The sequence below is a fragment of the Vogesella aquatica genome (assembly GCF_028548455.1).
Taxonomy (GTDB): domain Bacteria; phylum Pseudomonadota; class Gammaproteobacteria; order Burkholderiales; family Chromobacteriaceae; genus Vogesella; species Vogesella aquatica.
Genome location: NZ_JAQQLF010000028.1, coordinates 15482 through 39948, shown reverse-complemented (window position 1 = coordinate 39948; position 24467 = coordinate 15482). Strand labels below are relative to the sequence as shown.

The window sequence follows — 24467 nt, the reverse complement described above, 5'->3', positions numbered from 1 at the left end:
CGGCTGCGGCCAAGGTTGGCAGCAGCCGGTGGTCAGGAGTCGAAGCCCAGGCCCAGCGCGTCCATGCCGCGCAGGAAGGCATTGCGCCGGCCGTGGTGGTGGTCGGCACGGTCCAGGCTCCAGCGCATGGCTTGTACCACGGTGTAGGTCAGCGGCTCGGGCGGGAACGGCAGCGGCATCTCGCGCACCATGCGCAGGCGGGTGCGTTCGGTGTCCAGGCCTTCTACCTTGTCCAGCAGCACGTTGGCCGCAAAGCGCGTGGCGCCCACGCCCAGGCCGGTAAAGCCGGCAGCCAGCGCCACCTTGCCGCCCATGGCGTCGGTAAAGAAGGCGCAGAAGCGCGACGAGGTATCGATCACCCCGGCCCAGCGGTGGCTGAAGCGCAAGCCGGCCAGCTGCGGGAAGGTGGTGAAGAAGTGGCTGGCCAGCCGTTCGAAGCTTTCCGGCCGCTCTTCGTATTCCGGCTTGATTTTGCCGCCCAGGTGGTAGATGGCGTCGTAGCCGCCAAACAGGATGCGGTTGTCGCGTGTCAGGCGGTAGTAGTGGAACTGGTTGCCCACGTCGGCAATACCCTGGCGGTGCTGCCAGCCGATGGCGGCCAACTGTCCGGCGCTGAGCGGCTCGGTCATCAGCACGTAGTCGTATACCGGGATGGTGTGCCAGCGGTAGCGCTTCAGCAGCGAGGGGAAGGCGTTGGTGGCCAGAATCACCCGCTGGGCCAGCACGTGGCCCTGCGCGGTGTCCACGCGTACCAGCGCGTCCTGGTGACTAATGCCGGTGGCGGCGCTGTGCTCGAAAAAGCGCACACCCAGCTGGCGGGCCACGCGTGCCAGGCCGGCTACCAGCTTGCCGGGGTGGATCATGGCGGTGCCGTCGCGGTCCCAGTGGCCGGCCAGAAAGGTGGGCGAGTTCACTTCGGCGCGGATGGCAGCCTCGTCCAGGCAGCCTTCACCGTCAAAGCGTGCGGTCTGGTACGGCTCCACCGCCACTTCCAGCACGCCGGTGCGCTCGAAGTCGCAGTCTATGCCGTAACGCGTCAGCGTGGCTTCCAGCTGGTTCAGGTTGTCCAGCCCCAGTTCTTCCAGCCGGGCAAACTCTTCCGGCCAGCGTTTCAGGCCGTTGTCTTCGCCGTGGGTGAGGCTGGCTTCGCAGAAGCCGCCGTTGCGCCCCGACGCCGCCTGGCCGACGCGGCCGGCTTCCAGCAGCACCACGTCGCGCCCGGGCTGGCGTTCCTTGGCCATCAGCGCTGACCACAGCCCGAGGAAACCGCCGCCGACAATCAGCAGCGCGCTGCGCACCTCCCCCTGCAAGGCAGGTGCGGCCGGGCCGCGGTCAACGTCGTCCAGCCAGAAGGGCGTGGCCTTGCTGGCGGCGAGGGCATGACGGATGGTGTCCGCACTGGGCGGTAGGCGTTCGTAGACGGTCTGTGCCATAGGGGTGGGTGTGCGTGTGGTAGATGGGTTGTTTATAGCGCGTAGCGGCCAGATGTGGCGACAGCATGACTTGCCAATCGCGCAAGTTAAATACAATATTTCCAAACTTCAGTTTACGAATGGCTCACCCAATGAACAAGCCAGTAGCGCTGGGGCAGGTTAGCGATTTCGACATCCGCCTGCTACGCATTTTCAAGACCGTGGTGGAGTGCGGCAGTTTCTCGGCGGCCGAAAGCGTGCTGGGCGTCAGCCGCTCGGCCATCAGCCTGCACATGGGCGACCTGGAAAAGCGGCTGGGCGTGTGCCTGTGCCGCCGCGGCCGCGCCGGCTTTGCGCTGACCGACGAAGGGCGCGAGGTGCTGCGTGCGGCCAACATCCTGCTGTCGGCTATCGAGGACTTTCGCAACGAGGTGAACCAGCTGCACCAACAGCTGCGCGGCGACCTGAACATCGGCATCATCAATAATCTGGTGACGCAGTCGCACATGCACATCACCCAGGCGCTGAAGGCGCTCAGCGCACGCGGCCCGGGCGTGTGTATCAATATTGCCATGATGGTGCCCAGCGACATCGAGCAGGGCGTGCTGGACGGCACCCTGCACGTGGGCGTGATACCGGAAACCCACCCCTTGCCCGGCCTGGCCTATTTGCGGCTGTACGAGGAGCAGTCGTCGCTGTATTGCAGCAGCGAACACCCGTTTTTTGCCGCCACCGCGCCAGACGATACCGCCATCCGCCAGGCGCACGCCATCTTTCCCAACTACCGCATTACCGAGCAGGCGCACCGCTGGCTGGGCCAGCTGCACTGCACCGCCAAGGCATCCGACCGCGAGGGCATCGCTTTTCTGATACTGACCGGCCATTACATTGGTTTTCTGCCCGACCACTACGCCGCCAGCTGGGTAGCGCGCGGCCAGATGCGCGCCATCCGCCCCGACGAATACCGCTACAGCACGCCGCTAAGCGTGGTGGTGCGCAAGGGGCGGCGCAGCCATATGGTGCTGGACAGCTTTCTGGGCGAGCTAGGGGCAGAGGATACGGGGCGGGAGGGGTATTGAGCCGAGTGGGCAAGGGTGTCGATGAGCATGACTGACTGGGCAAGGCTTCTGGCCTGGGTGGCGCTGATCTTCTGGCTGGTCTGGTTTGCCAGTGTTCAGCTGGAGCGCCTGCATAACGAGACATTTGCGCTGGCAAAGGCCGCGGTTTGGCAGCAATGCCAGCAAGCTGCCGGTTTGCGCCGTGTAATGGGTATGGTGCTGTATTCACCTTACCTATGGCCAGTGAGGTCTGTGATGATTTGCCTGTTGATGGCCTGCGGGCTTTTGAGCAAGCAGCCCATAAGTGGCAGGAACCGCGCGGACGCTTTGGTCGCGGTGGTGCAATCGTGTGCAGCCAGGGAATACGGCATCAAAAAAAGCCGCCACACGTCAATGCGGGCTATCTTGGGCAGGGAGGGCGCTTTCCACGCGGTTGCGGCCGTTGTGTTTGGCCTGGTACATGGCGTGGTCGGCTATTTTCAGCAGTTCCGACAGCTGGTTGCTATGGCGCTTGCGCTCGGCCACCCCGGCGGAGAAGGTGATATGCAGTGCGTGATTATCGATTGGCAGCGCTTGTGCGGCCAAGCCCTGGCGGATGTTGTCCATCAGCGCGTGGGCTTCGTTCAGGCCGTAGCCGGGCAGGGTAATGGCAAACTCTTCGCCCCCCATGCGGCCAAACAGTGCCGGCTCGGGTAGGGCGGCAGCAATGTGCTGTGTCATGCGCTGCAGGGCCACATCGCCTGTGGCGTGGCCGTAGCTGTCATTGATCGATTTGAAGTGGTCGATATCCAGTACGGCCACGGCATAGGGCTGGTTGTCCAGCCGCGCCAGTTCGAGCGCCTTGCCGGCGCCGGACAGAAAGTGGCGGCGGTTGGCGATGCCGGTCAGGTCATCACAGGTGGCGCGCTGGTACAGCTCGTGCTGGGTGGATTGCAGCTGCGACAGCGCCCGTTCGGTGGCCTGTTTTTCTTCTTCCAGGCGCTGGGCGTGCAGCAGGCGGTCGGTAATGTCGACAAAGCTCAGCACGTAGGCGCTGCGCTCGCGGAACAGCAGGGCGCGCATGGACAGCACGCTCCACAGCCGCTCGCCGTGGCGGGTATTGAGCTCCACTTCGCGCTCGCTCAGCTGCTGTTGTTCTTGCAGCAGGGCCAGTAGCTGGCGGTATTGATCCGGCGAAGTAAACAGGCTTTCCAGTGTGCGACGGTACAGCGCCTGTCGGGTATAGCCCAGCAGGCGGCTGGCGGCTTCGTTGGCCGTAATCACGATCTTGTGTTCGGCATCGATCAGCAGCACGCCTACCTGCACGGTGTCGATCAGCGTTTGCTGGTCGCGCTGTTCTTCGATGAGCTTGCGCAGGCGGTCGCGCAGGCTGTTATTGGTGAGCGTCAGCAGGTGGGTGGCCTGGTTGACTTCTTCGCTGCGCTGCAGGATGAAGGCCAGCCTGCGGCCAACCCTGAGCAGAATGACGATCAGGGTACCGCTCATCAGTGTGGCGGCACCGATCAGGTAAAGGGCAAACAGCACAAAAGGCTCGGCGTAGCGCTCGGGGGGCAGGCGTACGCTCAGGCGTAATGGCACGCTGGCCAGCTCGGCCTGGGCCAGGCTGCTATGCCACAGCTTGCTGTCCAGATAGTTTTCCAGTTTCTGCGGGCCGTTGCCACGGCTTAGCAGTGCGTTGTCGTTGCTGTCGGTCAGTATGATGTAGGGGGCGTCGGCCAGCAGGTCGCTGTCGAGTAGCTCGCTGAAGCGGACATAACCGGTCAGCGCGGCCTGGCAGCCGCCCTGGTCGCAGTGTGGTATCACAATCTGCAGGCGCTCCGGCTCGCGTGGGGTGCTGGCGTCCAGCAACAACAGCTTGCCATCTACCGGCTGCTGCTTCAGCAGCAGGCGCACGCTGTCCTGTGCTGCGCTGTCCAGCGTGAGCAGCTCGCCATGCAGCTGTTGCTGTTCCTGCTGGTTTACCAGCCACAGGCGGCCGCTATCCAGCGGGTACAGGCCATTGGCCTGGCGTGCCAGCCCGTCGCCTGGCTGGCGATAGAGCAGCAGGTCTTCACGCAAGGCTTGCAGCCGCGTGTCGATGCCGCGTACCGCCTGGTTCAGCCAGCTGTGCTGTTCGGTATGAATGCGCTGGCGGGCAAAAGTGGCCCGTTCGCCGAGGGTTTCTACCACCACCGACCATAGCAGCAGCAAAAACAGCGCCGACAATACCGGCAGCAGCCGGCTCATGCGCAGGGCGCTTTGTTCTGCCTGTTGCAGGGTGGGGGGAGTCATGCCTTGCGCCCTATGGCCTGGCGGTGGCGGCGGAATACCCAGCGCTCCCAGTCGGCCTGGGTATCGGCCAGCTGCGTACCCCAGCTGGCGAGGATGGCGTAACCGTGGCTGGCGGGCTGGCACTGCAAGATAGCCAGCGGCAGCTGCAAGGTGAGCGCGGAAGGCATGCGCGGCTGCAACGAGACGATGCCGCTACTGCCTGTATCCAGCGGCACGGGGTGCAGCCAGCACAGGCTTTCCAGCCCGATGCGGCAGGGGGTAGGCTGGCCTGCCTGCGGGTAGCGCTGCTGCAGCGCAAGCTCCAGCGCCAGATCCAGCTTGGCTTCCAGGCGCTGCAAGGTACCAGCCTGTTCGCTGCTGTCTGCCGGGCTGGCCAGGATGGACAGCGCCAGCCGCGTGCCCAGCAGTGCCTGCGCCATGGCTTGCGCATCGGCCTGCGGCTGGTAGGCCAGCGGCAGCTCGGCATCAAAGCTGACCGTATCCAGTGGTAGCAGCAAGGAGGTGGACATGGTTTACAGGAACAGTTTGCGGATGCCGTCCAGCCCGCAGACGTTCAGGCTGTATTGCGCCTGGGCTTTCACCACCGGTTTGGCGTGGGTGGCCACGCCCACGCCGGCTTCGGCCAGCATCAGCAGGTCGTTGGCACCGTCGCCCATGGCGATGACTTGTTCCGGCGCCAGGCCCAGCTCGCTGCGCTTTTCGATCAGCAGGCGGCGTTTGGCTTCGGCGTCCACAATATTGCCCACCACGCGGCCGGTAAGCTTGCCGTCCACGATTTCCAGCTGGTTGGCATAGGTGTAATCCAGCCCCAGCTCGGCCTTCAGGCGTTCGGTAAAGTAGGTAAAACCACCGGATACCAGCATGAATTTCACGCCGTGCTCGCGGCAGGCGGCCAGCAGCTCGCGGGCGCCGGCCATCAGCTGCAGGCGCTCTTCGTACACGCGGGCCAGCGCGGCTTCCGGCAGCCCGGCCAGCAGCGCCACGCGTTCGCGCAGCGATTGCGAGAAGTCCAGCTCGCCGCGCATGGAGCGGGCGGTTATGGCGGCGACTTGTGGCTTCAGGCCCTGCATGTCGGCGATTTCGTCGATGCACTCGATGGTGATCAGCGTGGAATCCATATCGGACACGATCAGCCCGAAGTCGGCAAAGCGGCGGCCGCTGTCTACGTAGTTGGCGTCCACGCCCAGGCGGCTGGCGCGCTCCAGCACCAGCTCGCGGCGCGCGGGGTTGGCCGCAGCCAGGCGGGCGATGCCGTCTACAGGTGCCACGGGCTCGCTACCGGCCAGAATGGCCAGCTCGGTAACGCGGGCAGAATCGAGATGCGGGGCTTGCAGAACCAGGGTAGGGCTGACGCTCATGATATCGGTGGCAGGGTGATGGATGACTGTCCGCGATTATGCCATGCCATCAGCCAAACCGGCGTTTGATCAGCCCGTCCAGCGCCAGCTTGCCGGGGCCGCTAGCCAGCAATAGCAGCAACATCAGCCCCCACTGCAGGTGGAACTCCAGCGCGCTGCCTTCCAGTGCGTGCCAGTAGCTGACCACTGCCATGATATTGAGCACAAACAGCCCCAGCGCGGCAAAGCGCCCGGCCAGGCCCAGCAGTAGCAAGGGTGGCAGTAGCAGCTCGCCAGCCGTGCCCAGCGCTGCGGCCAGCGCTGGCGACAGTAGCGGCACGCGGTATTCCTCGGTAAACAAAAAGACCGTGCTGTCCCAATCCTGGATTTTGGTAAGCCCGGAGAGGAAAAACACCCGTGCCAGATACAAACGCATGGCCAGCAGAGCGACGGGTTGCAGCCAGGTGTCCAGCCAGGCGGTGGCGGGCTGGCTGCGGCGCAGCAGGGTGATGATGGCGTTCATGATGGCTCCTTGATGGCAGACAGTACGCCGTGCTGCAGCACCAGCAGCAGCGCGGCTTGCAGGTCGAAGTCTGGCGTGGCGGCCAACCCTGCCGCACTGGCATCGTCCAGCGTGGCGCCGTGCAGCAGCGCCTGGCAGAAGGCCGCCTGGCCCGGTGCCAGCTGGTGCAGCTGCATCAGGCCGTCGCTGTCGCGCCACAGCAGCAGCGGCTGCGCCGTGGCCATGTCTACCGCGCAGCCGGCGGTGGCCGGCTGGTGGTGGGCGTGGATGTCGGCCAGCGGCCACGGGCTGTCCAGCACGGCACAGGCCGGGTGGCCGCTAAAGCGCAGCTCGCCCCAGTGCTGCTGCGGGATAGCGGCCAGGGTGTCTATGGCCAGCGGTGTGGCGTCCGCTGCGTAGTAGCCGCGGTGCAGTGCCCACTCCAGCCGCGCCACGTCCGGCAGGTAGCCGATGTGGGCGGTGTGTTCGAAGGCGGCGACAAAGCCGGCAAAGCTGCCGCCGTAGCGGTGCAGGTTGCCGCTGTCCGACGGTGTGGCTTTCACGTATTCGCGGCTCAGCGCCTCGAAGAAGTCCTCGCCCAGCAGCTGGCGGCAGATCGGGTACACCAGCGCCAGCATCTCCATCAGGCCGACGCGGTAGTTATTGCGGTACACCGCCAGCGCAGCGGCGGGAAAGCGCGGGTCGGGCTGCCACTGCGGCGTGGTGATGGCGTCCAGCAGCGCGTGTTGCCAGGCGGTTTCGTTCATGTTGCGGCCTCCGTGTGCTGGTCGAGTATGGCCTGCGCGGTAGCGGCTTCGGCCAGCAGCGTGTCCAGCGGCGGGATGTCGATGTCCCATTCGATCAGGGTTGGCCGCGCGCCGAAGCGGGCGATTACCTGCCGGTACAGCTGCCACACCGCCGGGTATACCGGGCGGCTGTGGGTATCCACCAGTAGCGTGCTGCCGTCGTCAAATGTGCGCTCGGTGTAGCCGGCCAGGTGGATTTCGCCAATCGCGTGCGGTGGCAGTGCGGCCAGGAAGGCGTCCACGTCGGTGCCCAGGTTTTGCTGGTTCACGTACAGGTTGTTCACGTCCAGCAGCAGGCCGCAGCCGGTGCGCGCCACCAGCTCGGCCAGAAACTCGCCCTCGTGCATGTCGTTGCCGGGGTAGGCCAGGTAGCTGGACAGGTTCTCGATCAGCAGCGGCCGGCGCAGCGCATCCTGTGCTTCGGCCACGTTGGCCGCCACCAGGTCCAGCATGGCGCGGGTGTAGGGAATGGGCAGCAGGTCGTTGGCAAAGCGCTGGCTGGCGTCGTGGTTGAACGACAGGTGCTCGGATACCGCCACGGCCGGTACCGCGTCCAGCAAGCGGCGCAGCGCGGCCAGGTGGGTGGCGTCCGGGCGAGCGGCCGCGCCCAGGCCCAGGCCGACGCCGTGCAGCGACAGCGGGTAGCATGCGGCCAACTGTTGCAGCATGGCCAGCGGCTGGCCGCCGTCAAAGAAGTTTTCGCTGTGCAGCTCTATCCAGCCCAGTGGCTGCTGCTGCGCCAGTACCTGGCTGTAGTGGGGGTGGCGCAGGCCGATGCCGGCGCAAACGGGAAGGGGGGCAGTCATGACGGGGTACCCGGTAAGAAACGGAAACGGGGCCGCAGCCCCGTCTGGTTCCAGCGCCTGCCGGCACGATGCGATCAGTGCGCTAGCAGGCTTTGCGGCTGGGCTGGCTTACTTCTTCATCGGTTCCAGCGTGCCGTTCATCTTGGTGCAGCTGCCTTTGGCCACGAATTTCCATTCGGCACCGTCTTTGTCCATCTTGGCCTGGCCAGCACAGCTGTGGCCGTTGGCGGCACAGTCGTTCTTGCCGGCCTGGGCGATGCCGTAGCATTTTTCCTTATCGGCAGCCGCCGCCGGGGCGCTCACGGCAGCCATGGCAATAGCAGCGGACAAAGCAGAAACCAGCAGGGTTTTGGACGTAGCGGACATGGTGATTCTCCTGTGTAAATAGTGGGTGTGAAACGCGTGTTGTATCGCGTTACCAGCTTTAGTCGGCCCACATTGCTGTTCATTACACACTGCGGCAAAAAAAATTTCGAGTGTCTTTTTGTGTGGCGTGTGTGACGGCCGTCGCTAAAGCAACGCCCCGGCTGCAGGGCAGGCGGGGCGTGGTATCAGCGGATGTTGACGACCTTGTGCGTTTGCACCGACAGCCGCCAGGCCGGGTGCGCCATACACCAGGCAATGGCTTCGCGGGTGTTCTGGCGTTGCAGCGGGCTGTCCATCGGCTGCAGGTACAGGTGGTCGAACTGCAGGTCGGCCGGCAGCTCGCCCGGCAGCATCGTGGGCTGCGGGTAGACCAGCTTCAGCTCGTGGCCGCTGCGTTGTACCCAGTCGGCGCCGGCTTTGGGGCTGACGCAGATCCAGTCGATGCCGCGCGGTGCCGGCAGGCTGCCGTTGGTTTCCACGGCTACTTCAAAGCCCAGCGCGTGCAGCGCGTCGATCAGCGGCTCGTCCAGCTGCAGCAGCGGCTCGCCACCGGTAAACACCACATAAGGTTGGCCGCCGCGGGCATCGGTGGGCCAGGTGGCGGCAATGCGCGCTGCCAGCTCGGCGGCGGTAGCAAACTTGCCGCCGTCGGGGCCGGTACCGACAAAGTCGGTATCGCAGAATTGGCAGATGGCTTTGCTGCGGTCTTCTTCGCGCCCGCTCCACAGGTTACAGCCGCTAAAGCGGCAGAATACCGCCGCACGGCCGGCCTGGCGGCCTTCGCCCTGCAGCGTGTAGAAGATTTCTTTTACGGTGTAGTTGGCCATATCAGCGTCTGCCTCTGCTTACAGCAACGGCCACTGCATGTCGCCACGGAAGGTCAGCGACACACCTTGGTGCGGGGTTTCCATCAGGTCGATGCGCGACAGTTCCGGCACCAGCGGCTTGAGTTCGCCGTGCACCCACTCTGCCACGCTGCCCGCGTCGGCTGCGTGGATGCCGCTGAGCTTGTCCAGCGGGTTGTGGTCCAGCTGGCGGTAGATGGGCTTGAAGCGGTCTTTCACGTCGCCAAAGTCCAGCACCCAGCCCATCACACGGTCCACGCTGCCTTGCAGCATCAGGCGGATCAGGTAGCTGTGGCCGGTGTAGTTGCCGGCGGCGTCGAACGGCACCGCGCTTTCGAAGTGCTGCTCTTTCCAGATGCGGTAGGTGTGGCCGTCAAACTGGCTGCCGGCGGTGTGCGTTTCGCGCACTTCCACCCAGGCCAGGCCGGCCAGACGCGGCTGTAGCTGCTGGTATAGCCAGGCTGCCATCACCTCGCTGGTGGGGTTTTCCAGGCCGGGGATATCGTTCAGGTAGCGGTGGTTCAGCTGCGCAAACAGCGGCGGCCAGGCTTGCAGCAGGATGTCGTTGAGCGAGGCATGGCGGGCGTCGGCGACGATGCGCACGCCAAAGCCGTGGCCGTGCAGGCGGCCGCATTTGTGGCCGGGCGGTACGTGTGGCAGCTGGTGCGCGGCTTCGAAACGGGTATCGAAGTACACGTACTCGCGGCCGTCTTCGCCCAGCAGCACGCCACGGTCCGGCGCGCTGGCCAGGTGCAGGCTGGCGGGTTGGCCGCAGGCGGCCAGCAGGTGCCGCGCCAGCGCCAGGTCGCTGGCGTCGGCCAGGTGCTGGCTGATATTGCCGTAGTGGAACGGCGCTACCGCTTGTTGCAGTGCGCCTTGCAGCGCGGGCAAGGTGTCAGGCAGCGCAGCGGTGCGCAGCTGCACGCGGAAGCTGTGGCCGTGCTCGCCGACGCCCGGCAGGGTGCGTGCGGCCTCAAAGCCGGCGCCTAGCAGATGGTGGCGGGCGTTCATGCGGCACCTCCGGTACGTAGCACCAGCGGGTCGGCCACGCCGGCCTCGGCAAAGCCCTTGGCGCGCAGCTCGCACGAGGCGCAGCGGCCGCAGGGCGGCACTTCGCCGTTGTAGCAGGTGTGGCTCCAGGCCATGGCGTCCATGGCGCCTACATCCTGCGCCAGGCGTACGGTGTCGGCCTTGCTCATGAACATCAGCGGCGTGTGCAGAGTAACGCGGCTGTCCATGCCCAGACGCAATGCCAGTTCCAGCGCTTTCAGCGTGTTTTCGCGGCAGTCCGGGTAGCCGGAATAATCGGTTTGTGCCACGCCGGTGACCACATGCTCGATGCCGCGGGTGTAGGCCAGCGCGGCGGCAAAGCTGAGGAATACCAGGTTGCGGCCCGGCACGAAGGTGTTGGGCAGCGCGGTGTCGGCGTCGTCGCGGGCGCCTTCTTCCGGCGCGATGCTGTCGTCGGTGAGCGCGTTGCCGCCGATGGCGGCGAAGGTGTCGATCGGCAGCACGGTCTGGCGCACGCCGGCCAGCTGGGCGATCTTGCGCGCGCAGTCCAGCTCTACGCGGTGGCGCTGGCCGTAATCAAAGGTCACGGCTTCTACGTTGGCCGCGCCGAATTCGCGCAGCGCCCAGTACAGGCAGGTAGTGGAGTCCTGGCCGCCGGACAGGACGACGAGCGCTTTGGGTGTCTTGGTCATGGTTCCGTCGAAAAACAGTCGAGGTTATTCAGCATAGACGCACACGGGATCGGTCTCACCCGGCGCGAAAAACCGGCCATTATAACGCAGTTCTGCCCATCGGGGCGCTTTGGGCGATGGGTGGTATTGGGCAGGTTTATGGTTTTTGCATGATTTCTTGCTTGATTGGCCAGTGTGGCGCTATACATATTTAAGTACAGATTATAAAAATTTTAGTTGAATCGAGGGCGTCATGAAGCAAAGACGTGTGCCAGCGTGGCGTGCCTTTCTGTACTTCCGTCTGATGTGGCTGGTGCTGGGCTTTGCCTTGCTGGCGGTGGCGGGTTATGTCTGGCTGTCTGCGGATATCGGGCGTGCGCTGGCATTGGCGCGCGACAATCTGGTAGAGCGCGAAGGCAAAACCCGGCTGGCGCAGAAGGCTGCGCAGATCGAGCATGTGTTCGATGCCATGTACCAGAATGCCCGTACTATCAGCCTGCTGCCCAGCGTGCGCGGCATTCACGGCGCCAATCGTGCGAATGAAGACGAAGACATCTTGCAGCAGCAGCGCTTTTCGCCAGATGCGTTCCATACGGTACAGCAGGTGTTCAACAATCTGTCCAGTAATGTCAGTGTGTCCGAAATCTATGCGGTTCTGGATGGATTGGAGGCGACCAAGGGGCAGGTACCGTTTTTCATGTTCGATACCGTACGGTTGAGTACCCAGCTGATGGCGGCCGACCCGGTGCAGATGAAAACGGCGGATTCTCCAGAAGAAAGCGAAGACGAGGAATACGCCTATTTTCCCAAGCAGATTGCGCAACTCAAAGCCAGCCATCCGCAGTTTACCTTTCGCGAGCTGGATGACATCCCCGCAGCCACTTCCCCCTTGATGCGCACTTGCGATAACACGCAGTACTACGCAAAGAGCGTGTGCAATGTGTACGACGCCTCCGGCATCTTGTATTCCGTACCGTTTTATAACCTGGACAACCAGCTGAGAGGTGTGATTTCGGTCATTGTTCGTGCCAATGTCTTTGAGGCTGTCTTGCTGGACGTGCCTTTCCTGGTGTTGACGCCGCGTGACAAAGTGGCGGCCAAGACGGCCGGTTTTGCCATGCCCGCCGTCGCAGCGCAGTTTGCCTTGGTGAATGCGCAGCGCGGCATCCGCATCCTGGATCGCCGCAATGCGCAGCTGCCTGCCATCGTGCAAAGCGGTAGTACCACCGACGGCAGCGTGCTGCTACAGCAGCCGCTCAAGGTGCATGGCGATAGCCCCTGGCAGTTGTACTACCACGTGTCGGCTGCCGATATCGCGGCCAGGCAGGCGCCGCTGCTGGCTGCTTACCATGACAAGCTGCTGGTCTTTGCGGCACTGTGGGGCGCCGGATTGCTGTTTGGTTTGTTTGTGGTGTACCGCCAGTACCTGACTTTTAAACAGCTATACGATTTGCGCCGTATTGAAAAAACCATTACCCAGGTGGCCGGCTCGTTTGACCTGACCTTGCGCATAGACGGTTTGTGCAGCCCGCAAACGCGGGAGGCGGCAACCGCGTTGAACACGCTGCTGGCGGCCTGGCAAAGCAATATGCTGTCTGTCGAGCGCGATCTGGACAACGCCTTGCAAGCCAGTGCCAGTATGCAGCAGGCGGCCGGTCAGCTCAGCCGCCTGGCGACGGAGGGCGATCGTGACACCCGCAGTATCGATACCGAGCTGGTGCAGCTAAGCCATGCCATGCTGGATATCCAGCAGCGCAGTGGCGAGGCCCGTAATCTGAGCCAGCAATCGGTTGACGTGGCGAGCAGTAATAGCGAGGTGATTTTGCGAACGCAGGCGGATATCCAGTCGGTTTCCAGTTCGGCGCAGCAGACTGCCGATTGCCTGCACGAGCTGCAACGCTCTAGCCGGGATATCACCCAGATCGTGGGCGTGATCGAGTCCCTGGCGGCGCAGACCAATCTGCTGGCTTTGAATGCGGCCATCGAGGCCGCGCGGGCTGGCGAAGCTGGCCGTGGTTTTGCCGTGGTGGCCGACGAGGTACGCAAGCTGGCCGATAGCACCAGCCAGTCTACCGGCCAGATCGATCAAATCGTCCAGTCCATCCACCGCCAGGTGGCCGTTGCCGTGGCTGATATGGAAACCATGCAGCAACGGGTGCTGGCGGGGGTGCAGAATGTGGGTGAGGCTGGCCAGGCCGTCAACGCCATCCGGCAGCAATCGGATGCGGTGATGTCGCTGATTGCCCAGGTCAGCCACAACGTGGCCGTGCAGCAGCAAAGTTGTGCCGAGGTGGCCGCTGATGTCAGCCACATCGCCAACAGTGCATCGCAAACACGGGAGGTGGCTGAAGCCACCGGGGTGGCGGTTGATCAGCTGAATGCCCGGGTAGAGGACATTCGCGCCATCGTGGCCGCTTATAAACTGCGCTAGTAGCTACGGCGCAGACAGCGTAGCGCGCCAGGTACCAGCTCGAAGCGTACCGGGGCGTGGCCGGCCAGCTCGCCGTCCAGCTCCAGCGGGCAGCGCGCCGCGTCGCCGGCAACGTGAAGTACGCGGCCGCGCAGGTAGCGCACGCGCGCATCGGCCAGCGGGCGCGCCTGGCGCAGCTGCGGTAGCAGGCGGATGAAGTCCAGGCTGCCGGCGTTATCGATCAGTACCACTTCCATCAGGCCGTCGTCCAGTCTTGCCTCGGGGGCAATGCCCAGCCCGCTGCCGAAGAAGCGCCCGTTGGCCGCCGATACACAGGTAAAGCGGCCATCGATGCGCTGGCCGTCCAGCGTCAGCTGCATGGGCTGCGGCTGCCAGCGCAACAGCGCAGTGGCGACGGCGCTGTAAAAAGCCAGGCTGGCCGGCAGCCGCGCCGGCATGGTTTTGACGCGGCGTACGATGTCGCTGGTGATGCCGATGCTGCCGATGTTGTTGCACCAGCGCACGCTGCCGTCGGCCAGCGTGACGCGGATCAGGTCCAGCGCGTGTACCTGGCCGGCCGCCATCAGCGCCAGCAAGTCCGGCACGCTATTGCCGCTGCCCAGGCTACGGGCAAAGTCGTTGCCGGTGCCGGTGGGCAGCACCGCCAGCGCTACCTGCTGGCGGGCGGCTTCCGGCACGCTCATCAGGCCGTTGACTACCTCGTGCACCGTACCGTCGCCACCGACGGCCACCACCCAGCGCGCGCCGGACAGCGCGGCTTCGCGCGCGTAGCGGGTAGCGCTGTCGGCACTACTGGTGAGCAGTACGTCCACATCGAAATCGGCACGCAGCGGTGCCAGCAGGTGTTCCGGCAGGCCCTGCGGGCAGTGGCGGCCGTGCAGGATGAAAACGATGCGGGACGGGTGGGCCATGGCGATGTTCAGGGCAAAGAGGAATGGCCCATTATGCGCAAAAGCAGGCCAGGTGCCCACGGTGCGATCGGGCAGGGTTGGCCGCGTGGGTGCGGTTGCCACGGTAGCGCCCGTGCTCGGTTACAATGAAGGCCTCCCGTCACCCTGAACGCCGGTATGCTGATCCTTAATCAACGCCAGAAAGACCTGCTTGCCTGGGTAAACCGCGAAGGCTACGTTGCGGTGGAAAAGATGGCCGCCCACTTCCAGGTTACCCATCAGACCATACGCCGCGATATCACGCTGCTGGCCGATAACCAGCTGCTGCAGCGCTACCACGGTGGCGCCAGCGTGCTGTCCAGCGTGGAAAACGTGGCCTACGACGCGCGCCAGGTGCTGATGGCCGAAGAAAAGCGCCGCATCGCCCGTGCGGTGGCGGCCGAGATCCCCGACAACGCCTCGGTGTTCATCAACCTGGGCACCACCACCGAAGAGGTGGCCCGCGCGCTGTCGCAGCACCGTGGCCTGCGCGTGATCACCAACAATTTCCACATCGCCAACCTGATGTGCGATTACCCCGACTGCGAGGTACTGGTGGCCGGCGGTGCGCTGCGCAAGCGCGACCGCGGCCTGACCGGCGAAGCCACCGTACAGTTCATCCGCCAGTTCAAGGTGGACTACGGCATCATCGGCATTTCCTGTATCGAGGCCGACGGCGTGCTGCGCGATTACGACTACCGCGAAGTGCTGACCAGCCAGGCCATCATGCAGCAATCGCGCCAGGTGTGGCTGGTGGCCGACCACTCCAAGTTCGAGCGCCCGGCGCTGGTGGAGCTGGGCCACGTGTCGCAGCTGGACGCGCTGTTTACCGACCAGCCGGTCAGCGCCGAGCTGCAGGCAGTGCTGGACAAGGGCCAGACCCGGCTGGTGGTGGCCGGCTGATGCTGATCGGCAAGCTGGCCGAGCTTACCGGTGCCACCCGTAAAGCCATTCGCCACTACGAGGCCGAGGGCCTGCTGCCCGAGCCGCAGCGCCGCGGCAGCTACCGCGTTTACGGCCCGCTGGACGTGCACCTGGTGGGCATGATCCGCCGCGCACAGTGTGTAGGTTTTTCGCTGGCCGAGCTGAAAGACCTGGCCGCGCAAAAAGCCGCCAGCGGCCGTTTTCCGCTGCCGGTGGCGCAGACGCTGATCGCCGACAAACGGCAGCAGTTCGACGCCGAGATCCGCCGCCTGCAGGCGCTGCAGCAGACGCTGGACGCGCTGGAAACCGAACTGGTGGCGCTGTATCAGCGCGAAACAGCTGCCAACGCTTGACCTTGCCCCTAGGGGCAAGCTTTAGGCTGGGGGTCCGATTGTTTTCAGGACCCCGCACCATGACTGCTTTGCCTTATTCCCGCATGACCGCGCTGATCAGCGGCGCCTCTTCCGGCATCGGCCGCCACTTTGCCGAACAGTTGGCCGCCCGCGGTTGCCGCCTCATCCTCACTGCCCGCCGCCAGTCCGAACTGCAACAGCTGGCCGCCCAGCTGCACAGCCGTTACGGCAGCCAGGTGCTGGTGCTGCCGGCCGACCTGGCGCAGCCGGGCGCGGTGCCCGATTTGTGCCGCCGTATTGCACAGGCCGGCTGGCAGGTAGACCTGCTGGTGAATAACGCCGGTTTCGGCAAGTGGAGCCATTTCCAGGCGCAGGACGCCGCCGTTTACCAGCAGATGCTGATGTTGAACGTGCTAGCGCTGACCGAGCTTTGCCGGCATTACCTGCCAGCCATGCGTGCGCGTGGCTGCGGCGCTGTCATCAATGTGGCGTCCACCGCCGCCTTCCAGCCCTTGCCGTACATCGCCGTGTACGGCGCCAGCAAAACCTACGTCTTGCACCTGAGCGAAGCGCTGGCGGCGGAGTACGCCGACAGCGGCGTACGCGTGCTGGGCCTGTGCCCTGGCAATACCGCCACCGCGTTTGCCGATGTAGCCGGCGCCGATGTGTCCGGCATGGCGGCCTCTACGCCGGCGTCGGTGGTGGCCTCGGCCTTGCAGGCGCTGGACAGCGGCCACCATTACCGGGTGCCCGGTGCGGCCAACTACCTGCTGGCGCAATTGCCGCGCTGGCTGACCCGGCGCCAGGCCACGCGGCTGGTGGCACGCATGTTTGCCGGCAGGGTGCCGGCGCTAGGGGAAGGCGCTTAGGAGGCGGTCTGGCTGCTGCCTTGTACCGCAGCATGGCCACGGTAGCGCGCCAGCCAGGCGTCCACCGCCGCGTCGGCGCCGGCTGGCAGGTGCAGGCGCAGCTTGCTGCGGCGCCACAGGATGTCGTCGGCGCAGGTGGCCCATTCTTCTTCTACCAGGTAACGCAGCTCGGCTTCGTACAGGCCGGGCTGGATGGCTTCGCCCAGGTCCGCCAGCGATACGGCAGCGCCCAGCACGGTATGCACGCGGCTGCCGTAGGCGCGGGCCAGGCGCTGCGCCAGCGCGGCCGGCAGCCACGGCTTGTCGGCTTGCAGGCGCGCCACGAAGGCGTCGAAATCGCCACCGGGCAGGTCGCCGCCCGGCAGCGCCTTGCCGGCGGTCCACGTTGGCCGCGTATTGCCCAGTAGCGGCGCCAGCTGGTCCACCACCTGCTCGGCCAGCTTGCGGTAGGTGGTGATCTTGCCGCCGAACACCGACAGCAGCGGCGCGCCGTCGGTATCCAGCTCCAGCGCGTAGTCGCGGGTCACGCCGCTGGCGTTGGCCGCGTCGTCGTCCAGCAGCGGGCGCACGCCGGAGTAGGTGGCTACCACGTCGGCCGGGGTGATCTGGCGGGTGAAGTAGCGGTTGCTCATCTGGCACAGGTAGGCCACTTCGTTGCCGTCGATGGCCACTTGCGCGGCGTCGCCGTGGTATTCCACGTCGGTGGTGCCGATCAGCGTGAAGTCCTGCTCGTACGGGATGGCAAAGATGATGCGCTTGTCCGGGTTCTGGAAGATGTAGGCGTACGGGTGATCGAACAGGCGCTTGACGATGATGTGGCTGCCTTTCACCAGGCGGATGGCTTTGCTGGCCGGCGCCTGGATGACGCCGCCCAGCAGCTGTTGCACCCACGGGCCGGCGGCGTTCACCACGGCACGTGCGTGCACGGTGGCCTGCTTGCCGTCGGCGCCTTGCAGCGTGGCTTGCCAGCCGTCGCCGTGGCGGCTGGCCGCCACACAGGCGGTGCGGGTAAGGATGGTGGCGCCGCGCTCTGCGGCGTCGATGGCGTTCAGCACCACCAGCCGCGCGTCGTTGACCCAGCCATCGGAATACACAAAACCCTGGCGGTAGCTGGCCTGTAATGGCTTGCCAGCGACGTGGCTGCCCAGCTGGATGCGTTCGCTAGCCGGCAGCCGGCGGCGGCGCGCCAGGTGGTCGTACAGGAACAGGCCGCAGCGGATCAGCCACGCCGGGCGCTGGGCAGCATCGTGCGGCATCACGAAGCGCAGCGGCCACATGATGTGCGGCGCGGCGTCCAGCAGCACTTCGCGCTCCTGCAGCGCCTTGCGTACCAGGCCGAATTCGTAATACTCCAGATAGCGCAGGCCGCCATGGATCAGCTTGGTGCTGGCCGACGAGGTATGCGCCGCCAGGTCGTCCTTCTCGCACAGCAGCACGCGCAGCCCGCGCCCTGCCGCATCGCGGGCAATGCCCGCGCCGTTGATGCCGCCACCGACCACCAGCAAGTCGTACTGTTCCACCGTTCTGTCCTTTGCGTCACGTTGGCCGCATGCGGCCGCCTGATTGATTCCAGTGTAGAAGATAGTGAAATTGCGACAATAAAGCAACACAAAGCGAACATTAAATGTTTGAAAAATGTTTGATGTGTGATTTGAACGAACATGCCGGCTGTCATGACCGTACTGCAGGGGGATGTGGCTGGAGGCAACACGGATAGTTGCCATTGTTGGGGTGGCTGCCATGGCAGCCAGGGGTAAGGCAAGCAAAAAATGCGGCTGTGGAATAGTGCCATTTGGCTGGCTGAATGTGCTTGGCCAGCAAGTAGGAGGGTGTGAGTGAAGCGCCCCATCCCGTTGGCGCGAGCCGGTCAAAATGGTGTGCCCCAGGATTGTGCTGAGCGAATCGGAGATTCGCACGCGCAAGACGCCGATTTGTTTGCGCCCCGAGCCGTTAGCGATCTGCGTGCACATCTTTGATTTGCTGAGCGGTGCGAGTTCGGCGGCGCCTCGGGCGTGCCGTTTTGGCCGGGGTGCCAAGCAGCCCCGGGTTGCGGGGTCTGCGTGCGAATCTTTGATTCGCTCAGCGATAGAAAAGGGGGCGGCAACCCGCCCCCCTTTCCCGTCTTATTCCCTCGCGCCGCTGCGCTTGCCTCGCTCGGTCACGGGCGGCACCGGCATGTAAGCAGCGTCCGCATCGCGGACACACTAGCATTCTTCAAAACAACGAATACCGTGCTAGAAAATGCTAGTCAGCGTTAACTGAATGTTATTGGTACTGAGGTGCTGCGCAGTGCGCGGCCGGCGATCAGGCGATGCCGTGCGCGACGGCGGCCAGCGTGGCGCCCAGCAGCGAGCCCACTACCGGTACCCAGCTGTAGGACCAGTCACTGTCGCGCTTGCCCTTGATCGGCAGCAGTGCGTGCATGATGCGCGGCGCCAGGTCACGGGCCGGGCTCATGGCGTAGCCGGTGGTACCGCCCAGCGAGACGCCGATGCCCAGTACCAGCAGCGCCACCGGCAGCGCGTCCATGGCGCCCAGCGAAATCTTGGGCGACACCATGCTGAGGATGGCAAACACCAGTACGAAGGTGGCCAGCACTTCCGACAGCAGGTTGCCGGCGGTGCTGCGGATGGCCGGGCCGGTGCAGAACACCGCCAGCTTGGTGTCGGCGCAGTCGGTCGTATCGAAATGGTCGCGGTACACCAGCCACATCAGCAGCGCGCCGGCCATGCCACCCAGCATCTGCGCCAGGATATAGCCCGGGGCGTCGGCCCAGGCAAACTTGCCGGCTACCGCCAGCGCCACGGTTACCGCCGGGTTCAGGTGGGCGCCGCTGATGGCGGCCACGCTGAACACGCCGACAAACACCGCCATCGCCCAGCCGAAGGCGATGACGATCAGGCCGCTGTTGTGGCCCTTGGTGTTCTTGAGGATGACGTTGGCGACCACGCCGTTGCCCAGTAGCACCAGCAGGGCAGTACCGATGAATTCACCGAATAAGGGGTTCATGATGTGTTCCTTGCAAAAAGGGGGACCACCCGCGCCACCATGCAAGCGGGCGCGGGGCTGGTCGGTATAAAGGAGGCGTGCGGCCAAGCTCAGGTTGGCCGCAGACAGGCGCTTACTGCTGGTCGCCGGCCCAGGCAATGGCGGCGCGGGTGGCGCGGTGCCAGCCGGCCACGTAGCGGGCCACGGCGTCGGCGCTTTGCTGCGGGGTAAAGCGCGTATCCAGCTGCCATTGGCCCTGGATGTCGTCGGTGCTCTGCCAGTAGCCCACGGCCAGGCCGGCCAGGTAGGCGGCGCCCAGGGCGGTGGTTTCGGTGATTTTCGGGCGTGCCACGGCAGTGCCCAGGATGTCGCTCTGGAACTGCATCAGCACGTTGTTGACGCTGGCGCCGCCGTCCACACGCAGCTCGGCGATGGTGATGCCGGAGTCGGCCTGCATGGCGCCCAGCACGTCCATGGTCTGGAACGCGATGCTGTCCAGTGCGGCTCGTGCAATGTGCGCGGCGCTGGTGCCCTGCGTCATGCCCACCAGGGTGCCGCGGGCTTCGGCGTTCCAGTGCGGCGCGCCCAGGCCGGCAAAGGCCGGTACCAGGTACACGCCGTCGCTGTCGGCCACTTGCGCCGCCAGCGGGCCAACGTCGCTGGATTGCTTGATGATGCCCAGGCCGTCGCGCAGCCATTTCACCACCGAGCCGCCAATGAAGATGCTGCCTTCCAGCGCGTACTGCACCTTGTCGCCCACTTGCCAGGCGATGGTGGTCAGCAGCTTGTTGTGCGACGGCACCGGTTTGTCGCCAGTGTTCATCATCATGAAGCAGCCGGTGCCGTAGGTATTTTTCACCATGCCAGGCGTGGTGCACTGCTGGCCGAACAGCGCGGCCTGCTGGTCGCCGGCCACACCGGCGATGGGGATGGCTACGCCCAGATGCGCGGCGTGGGTATGGCCGTATACCTCGCTGGAGCTTTTCACCTGCGGCAGCATGCTGGCCGGGATGCCCAGGATGTCCAGCAGCTCGTCGTCCCACTGCAGGGTGTGGATGTTGTACAGCATGGTGCGCGAGGCGTTGGACACGTCGGTGACGTGCACCTCGCCGTGGGTCAGCTGCCAGATCAGCCAGCTGTCGATGGTGCCGAAGGCCAGCTTGCCGGCCTGCGCGCGTTCACGGGCGCCGGGCACGTTATCCAGAATCCAGCGCACCTTGGTGCCGGAGAAGTAGGCATCCACCAGCAGGCCGGTCTTGTTGCGGATGGTATCGGCCAGGCCGCGGGCGCGGATGTCGTCGCAGAAGCCGGCAGTACGGCGGTCTTGCCACACGATGGCGTTGTACACCGGCTGGCCGGTTTCGCGGTCCCACACCACGGTGGTTTCGCGCTGGTTGGTAATGCCGATGGCGGCAATGCGGCTGCCCGGCACGCCGGCGCGCGCCAGCGCCTCGGCGGCCACGCCTACCTGGCCGGCCCAGATTTCCATCGGGTCGTGCTCTACCCAGCCGGCTTGCGGGTAGATCTGGCGGAATTCTTTTTGCGCGCTGGCCACCATGTCACCGCTGCGGTTGAACAGGATGGCACGCGAGCTGGTGGTGCCCTGGTCGAGGGCGAGAATGAACGTGTCTTGCATAAAGCTCTCCTTGGGCGCTGGGCCTGTGTTGTCTTGTGTTTTTTGTTTGATTTGTGTTCGAAAAATGTTGTTTTTGTTTTCGGGTGATTCTAGGCTGCTGGCATCCGCTGTCAATATCCCCCGCGCAAAATTTGTCTGTGCCTGGGTTTTCTGGGTATGTGCTGTGGTGTAGTCGGTTGGCTACAAGTTATTGCATGGCAAGGTAAAAGCGGCTGTTCCGGGGTGGTTTTCCTGCCATCGCCAGCGGTGATAAGGCTTGTAACAGATTGTGCATTGCAACCGCTTGGCGGCCGGTACCAATGCAAACAGGGTTGGCCGCGGCCAACCCTGTTGCTGTGTGTTACCTGGCTAGCTTTAGTGGCTCAGGCGCGCCAGCAGCGCATGTGCCACGGCTTCGGACGAGGCCGGGTTCTGGCCGGTAATCAGCAGGCCGTCTTCCACCACGAACGGTGCCCAGTCGGCGCCCTTGCGGTACAGGCCGCCCTTGGCCTGCAGCGCGTCTTCCACCAGCAGCGGCACGATGGCGGTGAGCTGTACCGCGTCTTCTTCGCTATTGCTGAAGCCGGTCACTTGCTTGCCGGCCACCAGCGGTGTGCCGTCAGCCGCTTGCGCGTTCACCAGCGCGGCGCTGGCGTGGCACACGGCGGCCAGCGGTTTGCCCGCTGCCACGGTGTCGGCGATCAGGCGCAGCGAATCGGCGTTGTCCACCAGGTCCCACAGCGGGCCGTGGCCGCCGGGGTAGAACACGGCGTCGTAGTCGGCGGCGTTGACGCTGGCCAGCGGCAGGGTGTCGGCCAGGCGGGCTTGCAGCGCGCTGTCGGCGTCAAAGCGCTGGGTAGCCGGGGTGGCAAACGCCGGGTCAGCGCTTTTCGGGTCGATCGGCGGCTGGCCGCCTTGCGGCGAGGCCAGGGTGATGGCGACGCCGGCGTCGGCCAGTGCGTAGTAGGGGGCAGCAAATTCTTCTACCCAGAAGCCGGTTTTATGGCCGGTATCGCCCAGCTGGTCGTGGCTGGTCAGCACAAACAGAACGTGTTTCATGGTGTGTGTCTCGTAGTGGCCTGCGGCCAACCTTGGCCGCAGGCAGAGATGGATGACAACCCCTGTTTGCCGTGCACACAGGGGTTGCCGTGTAAACAGCAAGGCTGCGGATGCATGTCCTGACCGGAAGCGGCCCGGCTTTGCCGGGGCCGGCAAGACTTTGGTCGGTACTTGGTCTGCAGCCGGGCCTGCGGCCAACCTTGGCCGCAGGCAATGTCATCGTTATGCGCCCGCTGCTGGCAAGCCAGCGCCGGGCGGGGGCTTACTCGCCCAGTACCGGGTAGTCGGTGTAGCCTTCGGCGCCACCGCCGTAGAAGGTTTCCGGGCGCGGCGGGTTCAGCGCGGCACCGGCGGCCAGGCGGGCCGGCAGGTCGGGGTTGGCGATGAAGCTGCGGCCGAAGGCCACGGCGTCGATCAGGCCGGCACCGATCAGTTTTTCGGCTTTTTCCAGCGTGTAGCCACCGGCCGCCACGATGCTGCCAGGGTAGATGGCACGCACGCGCTGGCGGAAGTCGTCGCTCCAGGCCGGGCCGCCGGCCCAGTCCGGCTCCGACAGGTGCAGGAAGGCGATGTTGCGCTTGGCGATTTCGCCAATCAGGTACAGCGCCATCTCCTGTTGGTCGGTTTCCGACAGGCCGTTGAACACGCCCAGCGGCGACAGGCGGATGCCCACGTGGTCGGCGTCCCATTCGGCGATTACCGCATCCAGCACTTCCAGCACGATGCGCGCGCGGTTTTCCACGCTGCCGCCGTACTGGTCGGTACGCTGGTTGGCCACGGGCGACAGGAACTGGTCCAGCAGATAGCCGTGGGCACCGTGGATTTCCACCAGGTCGAAGCCGGCGCGGCGCGCGTTGTCGGTGGCGCGGCGGTAGTCTTCGATCAGGTCGGCGATTTCAGCGGTTTCCAGCGCACGCGGCGTGGACACCGGGGCGCGCACCAGCTGGCCGTTTTCGTCACGGATATTGGTGTTGCTGTTGGCCGCAATGGCGGACGGCGCCACCGGGGCTTCGCCGCCCGGCTGCAGGCTGGTGTGCGAGATGCGGCCGGTGTGCCACAGCTGGATGGCGATCTTGCCGCCTTCGGCGTGTACGGCGTCGTTCACGCGCTGCCACATCTGGATCTGGTCTTCGCTATAGATACCCGGCGCGCCGGCGTAGCCCTTGGCGGTAGGAGAGATGTGGGTGCCTTCGTTGATGATCAGGCCGGCACCGGCACGCTGGCGGTAGTACGCGATGGCCAGCTCGGTGGGCACGTCACCCGGCTCGGTATTGCGCAGGCGGGTCAGTGGTGCCATCAGCACGCGGTTGTTCAGGGTAACGGCGCCCAGGCGCACGGGGGTCAGCAGTTTATCGGCTTGCATGAGGTGTCCTTTGCTTGCGGTTTAGCGGTCGAATCCAAAGCCCTGGGCGCGTGCTACCGGGGCCACTTGCGGGAAATACACTTGCTGGTAATAGCGGGCAATGCTCTGGCTCCACGGCTCGCCGTCGGCGCGGCCCAGGTTTTGCCAGTGCTGTTGCAGGGTCTGGTCGTAGGCGGCGATGTGGCCGGGCAGGGCGGCAGCGTCGTAGCGCTCGCTGTGGGCAAACGTCGCCAGCGGCAGGCGCGGCTTCACGGCGCTGTCGTCGGCGCTGTAACCCAGCACCACGCCGGCCAGCGGGAAGGTGAGCTCGGGCAGGCCCAGCAGCGCGATCATGGCGGCCGGGTCGCGGCGGATACCGCCAATCGGCACCACGCCCAGGCCGGCGGCGCGGGCGGCGGTCATCAGGTTGCCCATGGTGATGCCGGCGTCCACGGCGGCTACGGCAAAGCCTTCCACGCTGTCGTGGATAACCTGCTCGCTACCGGCGGCGGCCACGCCCAGGCGGGTCTTGTAGAAGTCGGCTACCACGGCAACGAATACAGGCGCCTGTGCAATCCATGGTTGGCCGCCGGCGATCTCGGCAATGCGCGCACGGCGGGCGGCGTCCTGTACCACCACCAGCGATACCTGCTGGCCGTTGATGGAAGTAGGGCCGTGCCAGGCGGCGCGCAGTACCGCGTCTAGCACCTCGGCCGGTACGGGTTTGTCCTGGTAGCTGCGGATACTGCGGTGTTGCTGCATCTGTTCAAGTGCGTGGTTCATCACAAGCTCCGAAGAATAAGTTATTAGACCAGTCGTCTAGATTATGCTGCAAAAAAACCGCCTGCGCGTGGGCAAACGGTGTGTGTGTA

Annotated in this window: 23 protein-coding genes; 5 read left to right on the top strand and 18 right to left on the bottom strand. The window is 65.0% G+C overall.

The genetic code is table 11. From position 1 onward, the window contains the following. Positions 1-32: 32 nt before the first annotated feature. Positions 33-1433, bottom strand: coding sequence for an NAD(P)/FAD-dependent oxidoreductase (locus PQU95_RS17225; RefSeq protein WP_272753150.1), 1401 nt, complete (start codon positions 1431-1433; stop codon positions 33-35). A 131-nt stretch (positions 1434-1564) separates the two neighbouring features. Here PQU95_RS17225 and PQU95_RS17220 point away from each other — a divergent pair, with 131 nt between their 5' ends. After that, positions 1565-2491, top strand: coding sequence for a LysR family transcriptional regulator (locus tag PQU95_RS17220; protein WP_272753149.1), 927 nt, complete (start codon positions 1565-1567; stop codon positions 2489-2491). Positions 2492-2860: 369 nt separating this feature from the next. Here the strand turns inward: PQU95_RS17220 and PQU95_RS17215 are convergent, their stop codons facing one another. The 10 genes from PQU95_RS17215 to queC form a co-directional block, all read right to left on the bottom strand. Next, positions 2861-4741 (bottom strand): sensor domain-containing diguanylate cyclase, encoded by a 1881-nt coding sequence (locus PQU95_RS17215; RefSeq protein WP_272753148.1) that lies wholly within the window; start codon positions 4739-4741, stop codon positions 2861-2863. Further along, positions 4738-5250, bottom strand: coding sequence for a hypothetical protein (locus PQU95_RS17210; RefSeq protein ID WP_272753147.1), 513 nt, complete (start codon positions 5248-5250; stop codon positions 4738-4740). Before PQU95_RS17210 ends, PQU95_RS17215 begins: the two co-directional genes overlap by 4 nt. Positions 5251-5253: 3 nt before the next feature. After that, complete coding sequence (gene serB / locus PQU95_RS17205) at positions 5254-6099, bottom strand: phosphoserine phosphatase SerB (RefSeq protein WP_272753146.1); 846 nt, start codon at positions 6097-6099, stop codon at positions 5254-5256. Between the two features lie 49 nt (positions 6100-6148). Further along, positions 6149-6601, bottom strand: a complete 453-nt coding sequence (locus PQU95_RS17200) for a DoxX family protein (protein ID WP_272753145.1) — start codon at positions 6599-6601, stop codon at positions 6149-6151. Then, complete coding sequence (locus PQU95_RS17195) at positions 6598-7347, bottom strand: HvfC/BufC N-terminal domain-containing protein (protein ID WP_272753144.1); 750 nt, start codon at positions 7345-7347, stop codon at positions 6598-6600. Before PQU95_RS17195 ends, PQU95_RS17200 begins: the two co-directional genes overlap by 4 nt. Further along, complete coding sequence (gene bufB / locus PQU95_RS17190) at positions 7344-8192, bottom strand: MNIO family bufferin maturase (protein WP_272753143.1); 849 nt, start codon at positions 8190-8192, stop codon at positions 7344-7346. The genes PQU95_RS17195 and bufB overlap by 4 nt, the downstream gene beginning before the upstream one ends. A gap of 108 nt (positions 8193-8300) precedes the next feature. Next, a complete protein-coding gene (locus PQU95_RS17185) occupies positions 8301-8558 on the bottom strand; it encodes a BufA1 family periplasmic bufferin-type metallophore (RefSeq protein ID WP_373321416.1) in 258 nt (85 codons plus the stop codon). 185 nt (positions 8559-8743) lie between these two features. After that, positions 8744-9385 carry a 7-carboxy-7-deazaguanine synthase gene (gene queE, locus PQU95_RS17180; protein WP_272753142.1) on the bottom strand — a complete coding sequence of 214 codons (642 nt, stop codon included), beginning with the start codon at positions 9383-9385 and terminating at the stop codon, positions 8744-8746. 18 nt (positions 9386-9403) lie between these two features. Then, positions 9404-10414, bottom strand: coding sequence for a 6-pyruvoyl trahydropterin synthase family protein (locus PQU95_RS18585; protein ID WP_441375324.1), 1011 nt, complete (start codon positions 10412-10414; stop codon positions 9404-9406). Next, positions 10411-11106 carry a 7-cyano-7-deazaguanine synthase QueC gene (gene queC / locus PQU95_RS17165; RefSeq protein WP_272753141.1) on the bottom strand — a complete coding sequence of 232 codons (696 nt, stop codon included), beginning with the start codon at positions 11104-11106 and terminating at the stop codon, positions 10411-10413. Before queC ends, PQU95_RS18585 begins: the two co-directional genes overlap by 4 nt. A gap of 232 nt (positions 11107-11338) precedes the next feature. On the opposite strand from queC, the gene PQU95_RS17160 reads away from it, so the two are divergent. After that, positions 11339-13516 carry a methyl-accepting chemotaxis protein gene (locus PQU95_RS17160; RefSeq protein ID WP_272753140.1) on the top strand — a complete coding sequence of 726 codons (2178 nt, stop codon included), beginning with the start codon at positions 11339-11341 and terminating at the stop codon, positions 13514-13516. Here PQU95_RS17160 and PQU95_RS17155 read toward each other — a convergent pair. Further along, complete coding sequence (locus PQU95_RS17155; protein WP_272753139.1) at positions 13513-14427, bottom strand: diacylglycerol/lipid kinase family protein; 915 nt, start codon at positions 14425-14427, stop codon at positions 13513-13515. The genes PQU95_RS17160 and PQU95_RS17155 overlap by 4 nt on opposite strands. 156 nt (positions 14428-14583) lie before the next feature. Here PQU95_RS17155 and PQU95_RS17150 point away from each other — a divergent pair, with 156 nt between their 5' ends. Genes PQU95_RS17150 through PQU95_RS17140 form a run of 3 tightly spaced genes read left to right on the top strand, consistent with a single transcriptional unit; the run spans position 14584 to position 16591 of the window. Then, complete coding sequence (locus tag PQU95_RS17150) at positions 14584-15348, top strand: DeoR/GlpR family DNA-binding transcription regulator (protein WP_272753138.1); 765 nt, start codon at positions 14584-14586, stop codon at positions 15346-15348. Next, the gene (locus PQU95_RS17145; RefSeq protein ID WP_272753137.1) at positions 15348-15722 is read left to right on the top strand and encodes a MerR family transcriptional regulator; all 375 of its coding nucleotides are present in this window, start codon (positions 15348-15350) and stop codon (positions 15720-15722) included. Before PQU95_RS17150 ends, PQU95_RS17145 begins: the two co-directional genes overlap by 1 nt. A gap of 59 nt (positions 15723-15781) precedes the next feature. Next, positions 15782-16591, top strand: coding sequence for an SDR family NAD(P)-dependent oxidoreductase (locus PQU95_RS17140; protein WP_272753136.1), 810 nt, complete (start codon positions 15782-15784; stop codon positions 16589-16591). Here the strand turns inward: PQU95_RS17140 and glpD are convergent. From glpD to PQU95_RS17110, 6 genes are all read right to left on the bottom strand, one after another. Then, the gene (glpD, locus tag PQU95_RS17135) at positions 16588-18111 is read right to left on the bottom strand and encodes a glycerol-3-phosphate dehydrogenase (protein WP_272753135.1); all 1524 of its coding nucleotides are present in this window, start codon (positions 18109-18111) and stop codon (positions 16588-16590) included. The genes PQU95_RS17140 and glpD overlap by 4 nt on opposite strands. 784 nt (positions 18112-18895) lie before the next feature. Continuing rightward, positions 18896-19600, bottom strand: a complete 705-nt coding sequence (locus PQU95_RS17130) for an MIP/aquaporin family protein (protein ID WP_272753134.1) — start codon at positions 19598-19600, stop codon at positions 18896-18898. A gap of 112 nt (positions 19601-19712) precedes the next feature. Continuing rightward, positions 19713-21215: a glycerol kinase GlpK gene (glpK, locus tag PQU95_RS17125; RefSeq protein WP_272753133.1), complete on the bottom strand. Its 1503-nt coding sequence runs from the start codon at positions 21213-21215 to the stop codon at positions 19713-19715. A 354-nt stretch (positions 21216-21569) separates the two neighbouring features. Next, positions 21570-22253, bottom strand: a complete 684-nt coding sequence (locus tag PQU95_RS17120) for a type 1 glutamine amidotransferase domain-containing protein (protein ID WP_227302763.1) — start codon at positions 22251-22253, stop codon at positions 21570-21572. A 262-nt stretch (positions 22254-22515) separates the two neighbouring features. After that, entirely contained in the window at positions 22516-23616 is a 1101-nt protein-coding gene (locus PQU95_RS17115) for an alkene reductase (protein ID WP_272753132.1), read from the bottom strand. A 21-nt stretch (positions 23617-23637) separates the two neighbouring features. Next, on the bottom strand, positions 23638-24378 hold the full coding sequence (locus tag PQU95_RS17110; RefSeq protein ID WP_272753131.1) for an NADPH-dependent oxidoreductase: 741 nt from the start codon (positions 24376-24378) through the stop codon (positions 23638-23640). Between the last annotated feature and the right edge of the window lie 89 nt (positions 24379-24467).